Source organism: Streptomyces sp. NPDC046900, from assembly GCF_040644975.1.
Classification (GTDB): Bacteria; Actinomycetota; Actinomycetes; order Streptomycetales; family Streptomycetaceae; genus Streptomyces.
In genome coordinates this window covers 119,063-136,893 of the sequence record NZ_JBEYXD010000016.1, presented here as the reverse complement: position 1 = coordinate 136,893, position 17,831 = coordinate 119,063, and the positions used below count along the sequence as shown (strand labels likewise).

Annotated in this window: 16 protein-coding genes and 2 pseudogenes; 6 read left to right on the top strand and 12 right to left on the bottom strand. The window is 72.0% G+C overall.

Annotated elements, in window-relative coordinates; translation table 11 throughout:
- Positions 1–79 precede the first annotated feature (79 nt).
- Complete coding sequence (locus tag ABZ904_RS18795; protein ID WP_361824432.1) at positions 80–1,459, top strand: 8-oxoguanine deaminase; 1,380 nt, start codon at positions 80–82, stop codon at positions 1,457–1,459.
- A 346-nt stretch (positions 1,460–1,805) separates the two neighbouring features.
- On the opposite strand, the gene ABZ904_RS18790 is transcribed toward ABZ904_RS18795, so the two are convergent.
- Together ABZ904_RS18790 and ABZ904_RS18785 are read right to left on the bottom strand one after the other, a co-directional pair.
- A complete protein-coding gene (locus ABZ904_RS18790) occupies positions 1,806–2,402 on the bottom strand; it encodes a 3'-5' exoribonuclease (protein ID WP_360994674.1) in 597 nt (198 codons plus the stop codon).
- Between the two features lie 69 nt (positions 2,403–2,471).
- Positions 2,472–2,987 (bottom strand): annotated as a pseudogene (locus ABZ904_RS18785) (MFS transporter); the annotation flags it as partial.
- Between the two features lie 3 nt (positions 2,988–2,990).
- Here ABZ904_RS18785 and ABZ904_RS18780 point away from each other — a divergent pair.
- A pseudogene (locus ABZ904_RS18780) lies at positions 2,991–3,125 on the top strand (transcriptional regulator); the annotation flags it as partial.
- Between the two features lie 10 nt (positions 3,126–3,135).
- On the opposite strand, the gene ABZ904_RS18775 reads toward ABZ904_RS18780, so the two are convergent.
- The 4 genes from ABZ904_RS18775 to ABZ904_RS18760 all read right to left on the bottom strand — a co-directional run bounded on the left by ABZ904_RS18775 (position 3,136) and on the right by ABZ904_RS18760 (position 6,335).
- Complete coding sequence (locus ABZ904_RS18775; RefSeq protein ID WP_359403840.1) at positions 3,136–3,570, bottom strand: acyl-CoA thioesterase; 435 nt, start codon at positions 3,568–3,570, stop codon at positions 3,136–3,138.
- A gap of 131 nt (positions 3,571–3,701) precedes the next feature.
- Entirely contained in the window at positions 3,702–4,325 is a 624-nt protein-coding gene (locus ABZ904_RS18770) for a hypothetical protein (RefSeq protein ID WP_360994671.1), read from the bottom strand.
- A gap of 54 nt (positions 4,326–4,379) precedes the next feature.
- Positions 4,380–5,030, bottom strand: coding sequence for a histidine phosphatase family protein (locus ABZ904_RS18765; protein ID WP_359403837.1), 651 nt, complete (start codon positions 5,028–5,030; stop codon positions 4,380–4,382).
- Between the two features lie 96 nt (positions 5,031–5,126).
- The gene (locus ABZ904_RS18760; RefSeq protein WP_359403834.1) at positions 5,127–6,335 is read right to left on the bottom strand and encodes a pyridoxal phosphate-dependent aminotransferase; all 1,209 of its coding nucleotides are present in this window, start codon (positions 6,333–6,335) and stop codon (positions 5,127–5,129) included.
- A gap of 86 nt (positions 6,336–6,421) precedes the next feature.
- Here ABZ904_RS18760 and ABZ904_RS18755 point away from each other — a divergent pair, with 86 nt between their 5' ends.
- Positions 6,422–7,048 carry a winged helix-turn-helix transcriptional regulator gene (locus ABZ904_RS18755; protein ID WP_361824425.1) on the top strand — a complete coding sequence of 209 codons (627 nt, stop codon included), beginning with the start codon at positions 6,422–6,424 and terminating at the stop codon, positions 7,046–7,048.
- A gap of 120 nt (positions 7,049–7,168) precedes the next feature.
- On the opposite strand, the gene ABZ904_RS18750 is transcribed toward ABZ904_RS18755, so the two are convergent.
- From ABZ904_RS18750 to ABZ904_RS18730, 5 genes are all read right to left on the bottom strand, one after another.
- On the bottom strand, positions 7,169–7,978 hold the full coding sequence (locus ABZ904_RS18750) for a hypothetical protein (RefSeq protein ID WP_359403828.1): 810 nt from the start codon (positions 7,976–7,978) through the stop codon (positions 7,169–7,171).
- The gene (locus ABZ904_RS18745; RefSeq protein WP_360994661.1) at positions 7,978–9,243 is read right to left on the bottom strand and encodes a VWA domain-containing protein; all 1,266 of its coding nucleotides are present in this window, start codon (positions 9,241–9,243) and stop codon (positions 7,978–7,980) included. The genes ABZ904_RS18750 and ABZ904_RS18745 overlap by 1 nt, the downstream gene beginning before the upstream one ends.
- A 60-nt stretch (positions 9,244–9,303) precedes the next feature.
- On the bottom strand, positions 9,304–10,047 hold the full coding sequence (locus ABZ904_RS18740; RefSeq protein ID WP_359403822.1) for an NUDIX hydrolase: 744 nt from the start codon (positions 10,045–10,047) through the stop codon (positions 9,304–9,306).
- A 19-nt stretch (positions 10,048–10,066) separates the two neighbouring features.
- Positions 10,067–11,593 carry a hypothetical protein gene (locus tag ABZ904_RS18735; protein WP_359403819.1) on the bottom strand — a complete coding sequence of 509 codons (1,527 nt, stop codon included), beginning with the start codon at positions 11,591–11,593 and terminating at the stop codon, positions 10,067–10,069.
- 128 nt (positions 11,594–11,721) lie between these two features.
- Entirely contained in the window at positions 11,722–13,230 is a 1,509-nt protein-coding gene (locus ABZ904_RS18730) for an IucA/IucC family siderophore biosynthesis protein (RefSeq protein WP_361824420.1), read from the bottom strand.
- Positions 13,231–13,332: 102 nt separating this feature from the next.
- Between ABZ904_RS18730 and ABZ904_RS18725 the strand changes: the two genes are divergently transcribed.
- From ABZ904_RS18725 to ABZ904_RS18715, 3 genes are all read left to right on the top strand, one after another.
- Positions 13,333–14,814, top strand: coding sequence for an IucA/IucC family protein (locus ABZ904_RS18725; RefSeq protein ID WP_359403813.1), 1,482 nt, complete (start codon positions 13,333–13,335; stop codon positions 14,812–14,814).
- 73 nt (positions 14,815–14,887) lie between these two features.
- A complete protein-coding gene (locus ABZ904_RS18720) occupies positions 14,888–15,802 on the top strand; it encodes a HipA family kinase (protein WP_359403810.1) in 915 nt (304 codons plus the stop codon).
- Between the two features lie 17 nt (positions 15,803–15,819).
- Positions 15,820–16,098, top strand: coding sequence for a SelT/SelW/SelH family protein (locus tag ABZ904_RS18715; RefSeq protein WP_359403849.1), 279 nt, complete (start codon positions 15,820–15,822; stop codon positions 16,096–16,098).
- Between the two features lies 1 nt (position 16,099).
- Here ABZ904_RS18715 and aceB read toward each other — a convergent pair whose 3' ends face one another.
- Entirely contained in the window at positions 16,100–17,719 is a 1,620-nt protein-coding gene (gene aceB / locus ABZ904_RS18710; protein WP_360994649.1) for a malate synthase A, read from the bottom strand.
- Positions 17,720–17,831: the final 112 nt, after the last annotated feature.

Genomic DNA, 17,831 nt, shown 5'->3' with positions numbered 1-17,831 from the left:
CACCCGTGGCCGCCGGGCCGCGGCACTCAAACCTCCGGGGTCCTGCCGTGCCCTCTCCACAGAGCGAAAAGGACGCACCATGGCAGCAGACCGGCGCATCGTCATCGAGAACTGTGCGATCGCGACCGTGGACGCGGACGACACCGAGTACGCCTCGGGCCATGTCGTCGTCGCCGGGAACCGCATCGAGGCGGTCGGCGCGGGAGCAGCCCCCGAGGGCCTGGAGAACGTCGTACGCCGCATCGACGCCTCCGGTCACCTCGTCACGCCGGGCCTGGTCAACACGCACCACCACTTCTACCAGTGGATCACCCGGGGCCTGGCCACGGACCACAACCTCTTCGACTGGCTCGTCGCGCTGTACCCGACCTGGGCGCGTATCGACGAGGAGATGGCGTACGCCGCGGCGCAGGGCTCGCTGGCCATGATGGCCCGCGGTGGCGTGACCTGTGCCATGGACCACCACTACGTCTACCCGCAGGGCTCCGGCGACCTGTCCGGCGCCATCGTCCGGGCCGCCCGCGAGACGGGTGTCCGCTTCACCCTGGCGCGCGGCTCCATGGACCGCAGCAAGAAGGACGGCGGACTGCCGCCGGACTTCGCGGTCGAGACCCTGGACGGCGCGCTGGCCGCCACCGAGGCGACGATCGACGAGCACCACGACGCCTCCTTCGACGCCATGACGCAGGTGGCCGTGGCCCCTTGCTCCCCGTTCTCGGTCTCCACCGAACTCCTCCGGCAGGGCGCCGAGTTGGCGCGGCGCAAGGGTGTGCGGCTGCACACCCACGGCTCGGAGACGGTGGAGGAGGAGAAGTTCTGCCACGAGCTGTTCGGGATGGGGCCCACGGACTACTTCGAGTCCACCGGTTGGCTCGGCGAGGACGTCTGGATGGCGCACTGCGTCCACATGAACGACTCCGACATCGCCGCCTTCGCCCGTACGAGGACGGGCGTCGCCCACTGCCCGTCGTCCAACGCCCGCCTGGCGGCCGGTATCGCCCGGGTCCCGGACATGCTCGCGGCCGGCGTCCCGGTCGGCCTCGGCGTCGACGGCACGGCGTCCAACGAGTCCGGCGAGCTCCACACCGAACTGCGCAACGCGCTCCTGATCAACCGTCTGGGCGCCCATCGCGAGGCGGCCCTGTCCGCCCGTCAGGCGCTGCGCCTCGGCACCTACGGTGGTGCCCAGGTCCTGGGCCGCGCCGCGGAGATCGGCTCCCTGGAGCCGGGCAAGCTCGCCGACCTGGTGCTGTGGAAGCTCGACACGCTGGCCCACGCCTCGATCGCGGACCCGGTCGCCGCGCTGGTCCTCGGCGCCGCGGCCCCGGTCACGCTCTCTCTCGTGAACGGTGAGCCCGTCGTCGAGAACGGCCGCCTGCTGCACGTCGACGAGGACGCCGTCGCCCGCGCCACGCGGGACGAGGCCCGGCGCCTGGCACGCATCGCGGGCCAGGGCTGAGCCACCGCCGGACTCCGGCCGGGAGGGACGGCTCCCGGCCGGTGGCCGTGGACCCGAGCGGGTCCACGGCGCCCGTTCCGGGGCGCGCAGGGACCTGCGCGCCCCGGAACGGACCCCTTCCCCTCGAACGATCCCGTCCCCGGTCCCGCACGACCACACGCACCAACCTCCTTGACACCCACGTCAGAGCCGACGTGCAACCGACCGGAGGAGCCGCCGTGGCCGCCCACCCAGTCGACGAGAAGATCCCCACCCTCAAGATGGCGACCAGCGGTCTGCAAACGGGTCGGTGCGGGGCGTCCTCGCGATGGGGCCCGTACCACGGCTTCGGCCGGGTCCCGGTGCCCTATGCGCCGGGGCCCGGCCACGCCATGAGGTTGGCGAGCAGTTCGGCCTGCTCGACGGCGTCGTCGAGGGCGTGGTGCGTGTGGCGGCGCTTCGACAGGAGGTGACGCGGCATCGTGCCCTTGGCGACCGCCCGCAGCGGCAGGCCCGCCTTCGTCGCGTACAGCGTCTTCATGTCCAGGCAGCCGGAGTGCCCGAAGGGGCTCGCGCCGGTGAAGCGGATCAGGTACCAGTACAGGAACGTCCAGTCGTACGACGCCGGGTAGCCGCACATCACCGGCTGCGCGCCCGTGCTCACACGGCGTACCCAGTCGGCGAACTCACCCAGGGCGGTGGCCGGTTCACTTCCCTCGCGCGTCAGCCGCTCCCGGTCCAGGCCGCTCACAGCGAGCGCCTCGGGCACGAACTCCGCGCTGATCGGGCGTAGTTCGCGGTAGAAGGTGTGCTCCTCCGGGTCGGCCGCGCTGAACCCCACCGCATCCTGGCGCCCGGCCACGGCGGCGCCGAGACTCAGCATGGAGTACGGCCCCGGGATCGGTCCGTCCGCCTCGATGTCCACGGAGATGTACAGGCTCGGCTTGATCGTTCGTGGTGCCATGGCTGTGCAGCATGACAGCCGCGGGCGCCCCCTCGCATCCGGGATCCGTGTTGGTCGCCCCCCACGCTGTCACTCCGGACGGGGACGCAGCACGACCGCCGCCAGGACCAGCGCCCCCGCCGCCACCCGGAAGGCCAGCCCGTAACCCGCCGCCGTGGCGGGGATCAGCCCCGCTCCCCGCTCGAACAGTCCGCCGGTCCGGCCCGCCGCCGGCGTCGACAGCGTCGCGAGGCCCAGCGAACCGCCCACCACCTGCGTGGTGTTGAAGAGCCCGGACGCCAGCCCCGCGTCCTCCTTCCGGGCTCCCGACATCGCGAGCCCGGTCAGTGCGGGCATCGCGGCCGCGAACCCGGCGGCGAGCAGCAGCAGCGGCGGCAGTACGTCGGTGAGGTACGAACCGTCGACCGGAGCGCGGCTCAGCAGGCCCATCCCGGTGACGATGAGCACGAGCCCGGCCATGAGCACCCGGTACGCGCCGAACCGGGCGATGGTCCGTGCCGAGAGCCCCAGCATCAGCGCTCCGATCGCGACCGGTGCCGGCAGGAACGCGGTTCCGGTGGCCGGCTCGCTGTATCCAAGGACGCGTCACTGACGCCCATCGCGGAGGAGTTGCACGCCACGCTGCTGTCGCTCACCGACCGGGTGGAACGGCACCGGGTGGCCATCGCCGAGGCGCGCGCGGTCTACGACGCCGAGCACCGCCCGGAGTTGCTCGACGCGTAGACCGCCGACCTCACAGACCGAATGCCCCCGGCTCGCTCGCCATCGCCCGGAAGTGCCCCTGCGGGTCGGACACCAGCTTGCGCAGGTTGAGGTCCATCAGTCCGCCGACCGCCGTGACCTCGGCGGAGACCGTGCCGTCCGTCCTGCGGATCGTCTGCACGACCCGGAACGTCTTGCCCTCGCCCCACTCGAAGGCGCACGTCACCTCCACCTCGTCGCCCGCGCGCAGCTCCCGTAGATAGCGGATCGTCGTCTCCAGGACCACCGGCCCCACGCCCTTGGCGAGCAGCTCGGACGGGCTCACTCCGGCGGCCTGCAGCAGGCTCCAGCGGGCGTGCTCCGCGTACTGCAGATACACGCTCTGGTTCAGGTGCCCGAGGGCATCGGTCTCGTACCCGCGGACGGTGACGGCGACGGAGAACGGCTCCGCGGTGTGCTCGGCCATGCTCTTCCTCCAAGGTGACGGCAACAGACGTGCGAGCGTACGAATGTACGGCAGTGCCCTCTGTGTTGATCACCCGGCCGCGGTCGGCTCCTCGGTACTCCGCGCGGTTCGCGCCAGGGGGTTCATCCGGTTCATGTGCGCCGCGGTGATGCCAGCAGGTACCGCGCCCCGGTGCGCGGCTGCGTGTGCTCGCTCACCTGCCACCCGGCCTTCTCCAGCGTGGCCGCGCAGGCGTGCCGTGCCCCGAGGTCCTGTTCGTACACCGCGACCGCCTCCGGCTGCGGTGTCCCGCGTACCCGGTAGCCGTCGCCCTCGCCCGGGGCGGGCCGGTGTCCGGCCGCCTCCAGGGCGAGCGCCGCGGCCCGCACCAGATGGGCCCGCTCCCAGCCGCACGGACGGTCCACGGCACCGTCCGGGTTGGTCATCCGGCGCAGCTCCAGCAGTCCTTCCCAGGCGCCGCGTACCTCGCGCAGCCGGGCGGGCCCGGTGGCCGGTGCGTCCTCGCCGCCGACGCGCGCGGCGAACACACCGGAGTCGGACGGCGCCGGGACCGCGGTCGGCTGTTCCTGGGGCGACTCGCGTATGCGATGGCCCGAGGGGGTCAGGAAGTGGTCGTGCGGCGGACGCGGATGCCGGAACGCGAGGCCTCGCTTCACCAGCGCGGCCAGCTGGGCGTCCGTCCCCTTGAGCCGGCCGGTCACGGGATCGGCCGCGTCGATGACTCGCCGCTGCGCGGCGGTGGGCGGTCGGGTCACGGCGTGCTCCTTCCCCTGGGCGCACCGGGCGGGGGACCGGTGTCCTGGCCCCGGTCAGGGCACGTCCGGCCCCGCCTCTCCTTCCGAGACGGACCCATGGGAACAGTACGCGTCGGGTCTGACATTCCACCCGGCCACGACATGGCGCCGGTGCTCCGTGCCCAGCCGGCTCAGCGTGCCGGTGGAGAGCTGGAACAGCGCGCCCGACGACGCGGGCAGCCCGAGGCGCCGCGCCGTCAGCACCCGCAGGAAGTGGCCGTGCGAGACGACGACCACGCTGCCCTCCGCGTCGCCGAGCGCCGCGTCGATCTTGGCGAGCATGCGCTCCGCGCGTGCCCCGACCTCGTCCGGGCCCTCCCCGGGGTGCTCGGGCGGGCCGGGCGCCACACCGTCCCTGAAGAGGAACCAGTCCGGACGCGTGCGGTGGATCTCGTGGGTGGTGATCCCCTCGTACCCGCCGTAGTCCCACTCGGACAGGTCCGCGTCGACGCGCGCCCCGCCGATCCCGGCCAGCCGGGCCGTCTCGCGGGCCCGCTGCATCGGGCTGACGAACGCGGCGGCGATGTGGTGCCGCGCGATCAGCGGAGCCAGCCGGCGCGCCTGCTCCCGGCCGTTGTCGGTCAGCGGTACGTCGGTCCGCCCGGTGTGCCGCCCGGACAACGACCACTCGGTCTCACCGTGCCGGACGAGAATGAGGTCGCCCACGCCCTGCCCTTCCTGGCCCTTCCGCTTCCGTCTACCGGCACCGTGTCACACGCCCGTGGCGGCGCGCAGGACGGATTGAGCCAGACGGCCGTTCCCCTACTGGCGGTACCCGCTCAGGAACCGCCCGATCCGGCCGATCGCCGCCTCCAGGTCGTCCGCGTAGGGCAGCGTGAGGATGCGGAAGTGATCCGTGGCGGGCCAGTTGAAGCCCGTGCCCTGGACCACCTGGATCTTCTCGCGGAGCAGCAGGTCGAGGACGAACTTCTCGTCGTCGTGGATCCGGTGCACCTTCGGGTCCAGGCGCGGGAACGCGTAGAGCGCGCCCTTCGGCTTCACACACGTCACTCCGGGGATCTCGTTGAGTTTCTCCCAGGCGCGGTCGCGCTGCTCGTGCAGGCGGCCGCCCGGTGCGGTCAGCTCGTGGATGGACTGGCGTCCGCCGAGCGCGGCCTGAATGGCGTACTGGGCGGGTGCGTTGGCGCACAGCCGCATGGAGGCCAGCATCGTCAGGCCCTCCAGATAGTTCCGCGCGTGCTGCTGCGGACCGGTCACCACCAGCCAGCCGGAGCGGAAGCCCGCCACCCGGTACGTCTTCGACAGGCCGCAGAAGGTGAGGACCACCAGGTCGGGGGCGAGCGCGGCGGCCGAGTGGTGTACGGCGTCGTCGTAGAGGATCTGGTCGTAGATCTCGTCCGCGAAGACCATCAGGCCGTGCCGGCGGGCGAGGTCGAGGATGCCCTCGAGGATCTCCTTCGGGTAGACGGCGCCCGTCGGGTTGTTGGGATTGATGATCACGACGGCCTTGGTGCGGTCCGTGATCTTCGACGCCATGTCGTCCAGGTCCGGGTACCAGTCGGCCTGTTCGTCGCACAGGTAGTGGACGGCCCGGCCGCCCGCGAGGGTCGTCACGGCCGTCCACAGGGGGAAGTCCGGTGCGGGGATGAGGATCTCGTCGCCGTCCTCCACCAGCGCCTGCACGGCCATCGAGACCAGCTCCGAGACACCGTTGCCGAGGAAGACGTCGTCGACGCCCACCTCCAGGCCGCGCTCCTGATAGCGCTGGGCCACGGCGCGGCGTGCGGAGAGGATGCCGCGCGAGTCGGTGTAGCCGTGCGCCTGCGGCAGCATCCGGATCATGTCCTGGAGGATCTCCTCCGGCGCCTCGAAGCCGAAGAGCGCGGGGTTGCCGGTGTTCAGGCGCAACACGCTGTGGCCCGCCTCCTCCAGCGCGTCGGCGTGCTCGATCACCGGGCCGCGGATCTCGTAACAGACCTCGCTGAGCTTGCTCGACTGCCGGAACTCCATGCGTCGCTTCCCCTCCGCTAGCTGTGATGCTTGGTTTTACCAAGTGGGAGCTTGGAAAGTCCAACAACGTGTCTAGACTGCGTCGCATGTCACCTCGCCGAAGCTACGACCAGTACTGCTCCACGGCCCGGGCCCTCGACGCCGTCGGCGACCGCTGGACCCTTCTGATCGTCCGTGAACTGCTCGCGGGACCGCGCCGCTACACCGATCTGCACGCGGACCTGCCGGGCGTGAGCACGGACGTCCTGGCGTCCCGGCTGAAGGACATGGAACGCGACGGACTGGCCACGCGGCGCCGGCTGCCACCGCCTTCCGCCGCGTTCGTGTACGAACTCACCCCTCGCGGCCGGGAGTTGCTTCCGGTGATCCAGGCGCTCGGCGCGTGGGGCGGGCCCGCGCTGGGGGAGCGCAGGCCGACGGACGCGGTGCGCGCGCACTGGTTCGCGCTGCCGCTGCTGGCCTCGCTGGAGGGGGAGGGCCTGGTCGAAGTCCACCTGGACGAGGGCAAGTTCCATCTGCGGCTCGGCGCCGAGGACGGCCCGGTGTACGGCGAGGGAGCCGCCCCCCGGGAGCCCGACGCCCGGCTCTCCCTCGACGCCGGCACCTGCACCGCCCTGGGCAGAGGTGATGTGACACTGGATCAGGCCGTACGCGCAGGCCGCGTGGAGGTGTCGGGGGACGGGACGCTCGCCAAGGCGCTGCGCGGGGACTGACCCGCGCGCATGGCGTTTTCCGGCACCTTCAGCCGTCCTCGTGTGCTGCGAGGGAGTTCAGCGGGAAGGCCCGCCGTGCCGAGACGGCACGGCGGGCCTCCGCTTGCCCCGAGCGGTGCCTCAGGCGCCCGGCGGCACCCGGTACGGACGTCCCGAACCACGCGTCAGCGCGTATCCGCCGATGCCCGCGAGGGCCGCGAGGATGCCGCCGACCGCGGTCCACACCCAGCGGTCGGACCACCAGCCGGAGGCCCAGCCGTCGTCGGGCTTCAGCGAGGACAGCACGGCCGCGTCCGACTCGGACGACTGCTGCTGCGAGGTGGTGGTCGCGATCCCCGGTACCAGCGGCTGCGCCAGCGAACCGTCCACGGCCGCCGAGCCGCCGATCTCCTTGGACTGCACCTGGAGTTCGGCGTTCACCGGCATGCCGAGGTCCGCGGCACCGAGGCCCACGGCCGTCAGCCGGACGTAGTACGTGCCCGGCAGCGGGTCGTCGGACCACTGCTCCGACCAGGCGCGAACCGTGCGCAGCGTGCAGGACAGGTTCACGGAGGACGCACCCTGCGCCGCCGCGCGCGTCTGCGTGCCGTACTGGCAGGCCTGGCGGCGGCGCAGCCCGTCGTACACGTCCAACTGCCAGGTCTGCGTCCCGCTCTGGGACGCCGAGGGCAGCTTCACCGTCGCCTTCACGGTGGGGCGCTGTCCCGCGTCCGCGGGGAACGACCAGTACAGGTAGTCACCGGTGGAGGCGCTCGCCGTGGCCTGCTGGCCCTGCTCGATCTCCGTCGCCGTACGGAACGACGTGCCCGCCGAGGTGGGCGCGGCGCTGTCGCCGGACGCGCTCGGGGACGGTGAGGAGTCGGCGAGGGCCGGGGAGACGGAGGCGCCCAGCAGCAGGGCCGCCGCGGTCAGAATCGTTTTGATACGCATCAGTTGGTCCTCCAGACCGCGAGCCGCCAGCGGGAAATCCAGCCCCACAGGACACCCGCGAGGAAGCCGGTCAGGACCAGGGCGCCGAGCAGCCACCAGCCACGGCCGAGGCCGAAGGAGGCGACGTCGCCCGCCTGGTCGGGCCCGTCGACGACGTCGACGGTCAGCTCCAGCGGAAATCCGGGCGTCGTCTTCACACCGGCCACGGGCGAGAAGGAGTTGGCGACCTGGAGACACACCGTCTCGGCGGGTGCGTCCTCCTCGCCGCTCTTCGCCTTCGGATAGCGCAGACCCGTCGACATGACGTCCGTACGGCCGGAGCCCGTCGCCTCGCCGCGCACGATCTCACGCCCGTGCGAGCTGATCGCCCGCAGCGTCACCCCGTAGTCCGGGTTCACCTGCCGGTCGTCGGCCACGCTCAAGGAGGCGCGCAGCTCCTGACCGGGCGCCACGTCCACACGGTAGAAGCGGTGCTGACCGATCTCCTCGCGGTCCGTGTAGAGGCCGGACTTCAGCGTGGGCGCCGTCGTGCACTGTCCGGTGCCCTCCACGGCGACCGGGGTGACCACCTTGTCCGCCGTGCGGTCCACCAACTGGTTGACCTTGTCGGAGAGCTGCTCCTTGTGCTGCACCGAGGTGTAGGTGCCGCCGGTGGCCTCGGCGATGCAGCTGAGCTGCTTGCTGAGCTTGGCGTTCGGCACGAGGCCCAGGGTGTCGATGGTCAGCCCGATTCCCTTGGCCGCGATCTCGCGGGCCACTTCGCAGGGGTCGAGCGGGGCGCAGGTGTCCTCACCGTCGCTGATGAGGACGATGCGGCGCGAGCCGTTGCCGCCGTTGAGGTCGTCCGCGGCCTTCAGCAGGGCGGGGCCGATCGGGGTCCAGCCGGTGGGCTGGAGCGTGGCCACGGCCGTCTTGGCCTCGGTCCGGTTCAGCGGCCCCACCGGGTAGAGCTGCGCGGTGTCCTTGCAGCCGGTCTTCTGGTCGTCGCCCGGGTAGTTGGCGCCCAGCGTCCGGATGCCCAGCTGCACCTCCTCCGGTGTCGCGTCGAGCACCTCGTTGAAGGCCTGCTTCGCCGCAGCCATCCGCGAGCCGCCGTCGATGTCCTGCGCCCGCATGGAGCCGCTGACGTCGAGGACGAGATCGACCTTGGGCGCGGCCTGGGCCGTCGTCTCGTCGGCGACGGCGCCGGCCGGGACGGCCATCCCGGCCGCCAGGGCGGCGAGCAGGGCACAGACACCCGTCGCCAACCGTTTTCTTGTGATCATCGGCGGATCCTATTGATCAGAAGCCGCGCGCTTCAAAACGAGCCGTGGAACCTTGGTGGTCTAATCGAACAACCCTGCCAGACGGGCCCGGTAGAGCACCGCGATGGTGAAGGCGTCGGTGATGTCTCCCGTACGCACCATCTCCTCCGCCTCGGCGCAGGTGACGACCTTCGCCCGGCGGATCCCCTCGTGCCGCTCCAGCTCGCCGACGGACTCCACGCGGGCCGCGAACAGTTGGACCTGCTGGGCCAGCAGGCCCGTGTCCGGGTGGAGTTCCCCGAGCGGTACCGTCTGCCGCGGGTGGGCGGACACCTCCTCCTGGAGTTCCCGCGCCACGTTCTCCTCCGCGCTCGCCCCCGGTTCGCCGAACCCCCGCACCACCTCCCAGTGCCACTCCCGGGTGGCATGCCGGTAGTGCTCGATCAGCAGGATCCCTCCGTCCGGGCCCAGCAGCGGCAGCACGACGACGCCCGGTGTCGCCCCCGGCGGCGGGACGATCCGGTTGTACAGACCGAGCGTTCCGTCCGGGAAGCGCACCGGATCGCGCAGATGGAACAGAAAGCGGTCGGCCGACACCACACCGACGGTTTCGGGACGCACCGCGTGCCGCAGTCGCGCCCACCAGTACCGCCCCCGGCTGCCGCGCGCCTCCCGCGCGGCGGTGTGGCACCGCATCCGCCACAGCGACGAGGTGAGCGCGGGTTCGGACAGGATCTCGATACCGCCCGACTCGTTGCGGAACCACTCCGGGCGGACCCGGCGCAGGGCCTCATAGGCGCGCCGTGCGCGCCGGTACGCGGTCATCGGCTCCCGCGCACGACGGTCACCACTCCTGCAGGTCGTCGTCGTCCTGCGTGGTCGTGACGGCGGTCGCCCGCGGCGGGGGCGCGGCGGCCTCCCGGTAGGCGCCGAGCCGGCTCACCAGGTCGTGGAACACGGCCCATTCCCGCTCGCTGTCGAGTCGGACCCGGGCGATCTCACGGGCGAATCTCTGTTCCCGCATGCCTTCCCGCCTGTTGCGCAGCACCAGTTGTACCGAGCCGCCCACCGGTCCGGCCGCCAGGGGCGCGATACTTCCCAGCACTTCCCAGGTCTGGTCGCCGGTAATCGCGGAGAACACCGAACCGCCCAGGGTGACCACGACCTCGATGACGGGTGACCACCGGCTGGTCCCGATCCGCTGCCCGCGCGCCGCCGCGAGGTCCACGATGGCCCGGTTGACCCGGACGTAGTGGTCGAAGACACGCCCCACCTGGTCGTGGAAGGCCAGCGGGTCCGCGGTCAGCGCGCCGAAGGCCCTGATGTAGGCGTTCCAGGCCCCGCTCTGCCGCAGCGACCACACGTCCCCGAGGGCCAGCCCGTCGACGTTGGAGGGCGTGAGGTGGTCCTGGACGATGCCGAAAGCCTGCCTTCGCAGGAACAGGGACAGCGCTTCGGGATCCCGGATGATCCCGGGATCGTCCCGCACCTGCCGGACCTCCTGCAGCACGACCCGCCGCAGGCTGCCCTGCGGGGTGAGCGGGAAGCGGCCCAGCGCATCGGCGAGGTTGACGTTGTAGAGCAGGTCGAGCAGCTGCTTGAGCTGTGCGGCGAACGGCTTGGCGCCGTCGTACCGCCCGTCCACCACGCTGCTGCCCGGCACGGTCACGAACTGCTCGTACAGGACGTTGCGCACGACCGACTCGCCCCGGACGTTCAGGTCGTTGCTGAAGGAGACGAGCTCGCCCAGCCGCCGCCGGAACGCCCCGTACTCCTCCGGCGCGACGCCGACCTGACCGGCCAGCAGATCGAGGTCCAGTGCCGTCAGTCCCTGCACCTTCGCGGCGAACGGCCTGTACAGCCGGGCCCGGGTCCGCTCCCGGTTCTCCTGGTCGTCCCACGACATGCGCACGCACCGGACCCGGTCCGTGGCGGACATCTCCTCGAAGGTGTCCCGCCACGCCGCGTATCCGGCCTCGTCCACGTGCAGATGGGGGGCGGGCTGCTCGGCCGGGTGCCGTTCGTTGAGCAGATACGGGACCAGGGCGCCCGAGGTGAGCAGCTTGCGATGAGCCTGCCGCGCGTCCCCGCCCTCGATCAGGTCCCGGCTGATCGCCGGGTTGTTGTAGAAGAACGCCCGGTTCACCACGACCTGAGGGGCGTTGATCAGACTGCGGAAGTACTCGGCGCGCACCTGTGTCTCCCGCCGGTCCGCCACCTGCCGCAACGATCTCCCGTCCCGGATCATCTCCTCGGCCAGATGCGCACTCACCCACTGGTTGTCCAGCGACTGGGCGATCACCGCTCCCGCGTCGAGCTGGTCCGGACGCAGAGGGGTCATCGACTCGTCGATCCCCCGGATGTCGGCCACTGTTCAGTCCCCTCGTTCCACCGCGCCACTTCTGCAGCACTCCATGATTCAGTGCCGAACGACCGGGACGCAATGCAACTCCCTTCCATCTCCATGTAGTTGAAGCAGACGTGACAGACCCGTCGCGGTCACGGGCCCGCCCCGGTCAGCGGGTTCGGCAGCAGCGTCCACAGATCGCCGGGCCGCTGCGGGGACAGCCGCATCAGGGTCAGGGCCTTGGTGGGCAGAGGCTCCGCACACAGCGCCGTCCGATCGGCCGTGCGCGGCAGGTCCCGCACGGCCGGCTCCAGCGCCTCACGCAGCACGGGGGCCGACCCCGCGGCCGCGGCCAGGGCGCCCGCCACGAGCGAGCCGAACAGCTTGCGGCGCAGGGTCGTCTCGTCGTCCGTGACCATCCGGCCGGCCAGGTCCGGGGCCTTGATGCCGTGCCGGGCCAGCCGGGCCGGGCTCACCCGGATGTCGGCGAGGTCGCGGTAGACCAGCCGTCGTGGGGCGCCCGTGGGTGAGAGCACGACCAGCAGGTTCTGGCCGTGCGCCTCCAGCGCCACGCCCAGGTCCAGCAGGCGCAGTCCCACGGTCAGGGCGAGACGGGTGAACGCGGCGAACCAGGCGGCGGACGAGGGCAGGCCGGTGAGCGGCAGAGCGGCGACCGGGACCACCCGTTCACCGGTCGCCGTGTCCGCGTGGGTCTCGGGCGATTCCCGCAGCAACGCCGCGAGGTCGGGGGAGTGCGCGCTGACCGCTCCGAGGGTGCGGGTGACGTGCAGCAGGCCGTCGGTGCGCGCGGCGATCGACCCCACGAAGTCGGAGACGGTGAGCGATGTCTCGACGGACTGCACCGAGATGTCCCGCACCGAGGACGTCAGCCGTGCGCTGAGCGCCGTCTTCACATGCGGGCCGTCGTCGGGCAGGGCCAGCGTCCGCAGCGACATCAGCGGATGGGCGGTCGGTCCCTCCTGCGCCGGCATCCCGAGTACGTGCGCGGTCTGCCAGGGATGGACCGGGACCAGCGGGCGCCTGCCGTCCCGCAGCCACTCCGGCCACTCGCCCCGTACGAGACCGCCGTCGTCCAAGGGGACCAGACCGAGGCGTACCAGCGGCCGGTGCTCGGGCCCGTAGGCGAGCTGCTCGGCGACCGAGAAACCCGGCCGCGACCGGCAGTTGGGGTGGAACGGGTGCCCGTCGACCACCCGCTGCTCCCACGCCCAGCTCGTCACCGGTTCCCCGGTGTCCTGCGGCCGGCCGGCCCGCGACAGTGCGAGCGACGCGGAGCTGTGGTCGAGTTCGGCGGCGAACGACTCGCCGTCCGGGACGCCGAGCGCCCTGACCAGCGCGCCCGGGCGGTCGTACGCCCGTCCCTCGAGCCGCACCTCGGTCACGTACGCGGCGGTCGCGCAGGGGTCGGCGAGCGGCCCGTGCAGCCTGCGCCCGTCGGTCAGTCGGAGCGTGAGCCCCCCGGCCGCCGGCTCCCGGCGCGCGATCCACGGCAGCGGCTCATGGGCCAGCGCCCGCCACAGGCGCGACAGGACGGCCGAGCGGGCACCGGGGAGCGCGGCCGCGTACGACGCCGACAGGTCGGGCCGTACGGCGTCGAGCTCGGCGGCGAGCTCGGTCTCGGCCGAAGGAGAAGGGGGCACGGTCTGGCTCCTCGGGGGCTGGGTGCGGATCGTGGTCAAGGACCACCAAAGACATACTGATCGCCAGTGCCCGTACGGAACGAATGGACCACCGTGGACCCCATGCACCACAGGGACGAGGTCCCCGAGCGCGCGGACGCCTACGCGGCGGCGCCGCTGCTCAACTGCCTGCTGCGGGAGGCGGCGGAGCCCGCCGGTGAACAGGGTGTCCACCGCCTGCGGGCCGGCGGCCGGCTGCTCCGTGTCCGCGGCGGGCGCCGGCCCCATGACCCCGAGGTGTACGCCGACGGCTCCTGGCACCCGCTCACCCATGCCGAACTGGTCAAACTCACCGCCGACGAGCTGCGCCGCGCCACCGGTCTGTCCAATCCCGAACTGCCGGGCGAGATGCTCGACAGCCGGGAGGCGGTGGCCGCCATCCTGACGGCCCGCGCCCGCGCGACGGCGCCGCAGGACCCGTATGTGCGTTCCGAACAGTCCCTGATCATGGGACACCCGCACCACCCCGCCCCCAAGGCGCGCGGCGGCGGGCCCGTGGCGAGCTGGCTGCCGTACGCCCCCGAGGCGTACGCCCGCTTCCCGCTCACCCTTCTGGGTGTCCGCGAGGACGCCGTGGTGGAGGAGGGCGACACGACAGCGCTCGACGCCCTCGGCACCGCACCGCGCGGCTACCGGCTGCTGCCCGCGCACCCCTGGCAGCTCGGCCTGGTCGCCGGCCGCCCGGAGATCCAGCAGGCGTTCGCGGACGGGCGCCTGGTCAGGCTCGGCGCGACCGCACGGCCCGTCACGCCGACGGCCGCGATCCGTACGGTGTACGCCCCCGACGACGACCTGTTCGTCAAGTTCAGCCTGGACGTGCGGATCACCAACGACATCCGCCGGCTGTGGCGCCACGACCTGCTCGAGCTGCGCCGCACCGACGGGGCCGTGGCCCGCGCGTTCGCGGCGGCCCAGGGCCCGGCGGCCTGGCTGAGCGACCGCGGCTACCGCACGGCCGATTTCGCCTTCGAGGAACTGGCCGTGCTGGTCCGTGACGGCCTGCGCCGGCACGTCCTGCCCGGCGCCACCCCGCTGCTCGCCGCCGGCCTGGTGGAGGGCTTCGGGGGCAGCCCGCTCGACGCGCTCAGCGACCCGGAGGCCTGGTGGACGGCGTATCTGCGTCAGGTCGTCCCGCCGGCCCTGGAGACGTTCGAGCGGCACGGTGTCGTCCTGGAGGCGCACCTGCAGAACACGCTCGTCGCGGTGGACGCCTCCGGTCTGCCGGTGCAGGCGCTGTTCCGGGACGCGGAGGGCGTGAAGCTCCTGACGGACGTGTCGCGTCAGGCGGGCTGGGAGCGGCTGGTCTACTGCCTGGTCGTGAACAACCTCTCGGAACTGGCCGCGCTGCTGACCGAACGCCACCCCGGGTGGAACCCCTGGCCCGCCGCCCGCGCCGAGCTCGCCCGCCACCCGGTCCCCGAGATCCCCGGGCTGCTGGCCGCGCCCACCCTCCCCGGCAAGACCAACCTCCTGCTGCGCTGGACCGGCGCGGACGGCGCCGACGCGCGCTATCTGCCGCTGCCCAACCCGCTGGCCTGCCGGTGAACGCCCGCCGGCGGTCCCGGCGGGCAGGCGATCTCCACAGACCCCCGCGAGCGGCTGTCCTACAGTGGCCGGTGTGCTGCGCGACGTGACTGCTGTTCGATACGTGAACCCGCTCCGGTCCGGCGGCTCCGTGCCCGGAGTCGTCGAGGCCGACGACCTGGGGACGTACGTCGTGAAGTTCACCGGTTCCGCGCAGGGTGTGAAGGCGCTGGTCGCCGAGGTGATCGTCGGGGAGCTGGCCCGCAGGCTCGGACTGCGCGTGCCCGAACTGGTCCTCGCGCACTTCGACCCGGCCATCGCCGCGCACGAACCGCACCAGGAGGTGCGCGACCTGCTGAACGCGAGCCCCGGTCTCAACCTCGGCATGGACTACCTCCCCGGCGCCCGTGACTTCACCCCCGAGGTCGCCCGGGCCTGCACCGTCGACCCGGTGGAGGCGGGCAGGATCGTCTGGCTGGACGCGCTGACCGTGAACGTCGACCGCACCGTGCACAGCTCCAACCTCATGGTCTGGCCCACCTTCGGCACCGCACCCCCGCGGCTGTGGCTGATCGACCACGGCGCCGCCCTCGTCTTCCACCACCGCTGGGACGCCTCGGCGCCGGACAAGGCGTACGACTTCCGGCACCACGCCCTCGGCCACTTCGCCCCGGACATGCGGGCCGCCGAGGACCAGCTCGCGCCCGAGGTGACCGAGGAGCTGCTGCGCGAGGTCACCGGGGAGGTGCCGGACGCCTGGCTGGCCGGAGAGCCGGGCTTCGCGACGCCCGGAGAGGTCAGGGACGCCTACGTCGACTACCTCCTGGCCCGGGTCAAGACCTCGGAGGCCTGGCTGCCCACCGACTTCCCCACCCGGGAGGAGCTCGCGGCCGAGGAGGCCCGGCGCGCGGCGCGGACCCAGCAGGGCCGTCCGGACTGGCTCAAGCGGGTCCCGGACCTGCACGGCAAGCCGGCCGCGGAACAGGATTGGTCGGTGCATCTGGGATGACGGACCCCGCCGGCGCGATGACCCATCGCGTCCAGATCGAGTACTGCACCCAGTGCCGGTGGCTGCCCCGCGCGGCCTGGCTGGCGCAGGAACTGCTGACCACGTTCGAGAACGAGCTGGCGGAGCTCGCCCTCAAGCCGGGCAAGGGCGGTGTCTTCGTCGTCCGGGTGGACGACGAGGTCGTCTGGGACCGCCGTGAGCAGGGCTTCCCCGAGCCCACGGCGGTCAAGCGCCTGGTGCGCGACCGAGTGGCCCCGGGAAAGCCCCTCGGCCACTCGGACAGGGCGGCGGAGTAGGTCAGCCGGCGAGCTGCTCGTACGCGGGGAGGGTGAGGAAGTCCGCGTAGTCCTCGTCGAGCGCCACCTTCAGGAGCAGGTCGTGGGCCTGCTGCCAGTGGCCGGCCGCGAAGGCGTCCTCGCCGATCTCGGCCCGGATGTTCGCGAGCTCCTCGGCGGCGACCCTGCGGGCGAGCTCGGCGGTCGCCTTCTCGCCGTTCTCGAACTCGACGCCCGCGTTGATCCACTGCCAGATCTGCGAGCGGGAGATCTCGGCGGTGGCCGCGTCCTCCATCAGGTTGAAGATGGCGACCGCGCCGAGACCCCGCAGCCAGGCCTCGATGTAGCGGATGCCGACCTGGACCGCGTTGACCAGGCCAGCGTACGTCGGCTTGGCGTCCAGGGAGTCGACGGCGATCAGATCGGCCGCCTTGACGTCCACGTCCTCGCGCAGGCGGTCCTTCTGGTGGGGCCGATCGCCTAGGACCCGGTCGAAGGACGCCATGGCGATCGGCACCAGGTCCGGGTGGGCGACCCAGGAGCCGTCGAAGCCGTCGTTCGCCTCGCGGTCCTTGTCGGCCTTGACCTTCTCGAAGGCGACCCGGTTGACCTCCTCGTCGCGGCGGGAGGGGATGAACGCCGCCATGCCACCGATAGCGTGGGCGCCGCGCTTGTGGCAGGTGCGCACGAGGAGTTCGGTGTACGCGCGCATGAACGGGGCCGTCATGGTGACCGCGTTGCGGTCCGGGAGGACGAACTTGGGGCCGCCGTCGCGGAAGTTCTTGACGATGGAGAAGAGGTAGTCCCAGCGACCCGCGTTCAACCCCGAGGCGTGGTCGCGGAGTTCGTAGAGGATCTCCTCCATCTCGTACGCCGCTGTGATCGTCTCGATCAGGACGGTGGCGCGGACGGTGCCCTGCGGGATGCCGACGTAATCCTGCGCGAAGACGAAGACGTCGTTCCACAGGCGCGCCTCCAGGTGGGACTCCGTCTTCGGGAGGTAGAAGTAGGGGCCCTTGCCGAGGTCGAGCAGGCGCTGCGCGTTGTGGAAGAAGTACAGGCCGAAGTCGACCAGGGCGCCGGGCACCGGCTGTCCGTCGACCAGGAGGTGACGTTCATTCAGATGCCAGCCGCGGGGACGCGTCACGACCGTGGCGAGCTCCTCGGCCGGGCGCAGGGCGTAGGTCTTCCCGCTCGCCGGGTCCGTGAAGTCGATGTTCCGGGTGTAGGCGTCGATCAGGTTGAGCTGACCGAGGACCACGTTCTCCCAGGTGGGTGCCGAGGCGTCCTCGAAGTCCGCGAGCCATACCTTCGCGCCCGAGTTGAGGGCGTTGATGGTCATCTTGCGGTCGGTGGGGCCGGTGATCTCGACACGGCGGTCGTCGAGGGCCTGGGGCGCGGGGGCGACCTTCCAGGAGTCGTCCGCGCGGATCGCCGCGGTCTCCGGCAGGAAGTCGAGGGCAGAGGTGCGGGCGATCTCGGCGCGGCGCTCGGCCCGGCGGGCCAGCAGCTCGTCACGCCGAGGTGTGAACCGGCGGTGCAGCTCGGCCACGAAGGCGAGGGCCGCTTCCGTGAGGACCTCGTCCTGCCGCGGCAGGAGCTCGGCCTCGACGACGACCGGCGACGGCGCTGATGCGGACATGAGCTGTCACTTCCTTCGGCTGACGTGAGTTCGCCGCGGCACTGGGTGCCAGGTGGCGCGGATGCGGCCGACGGCACCCGGTGGGCCCGTCAGACGCTTCTGATCAGTGGAT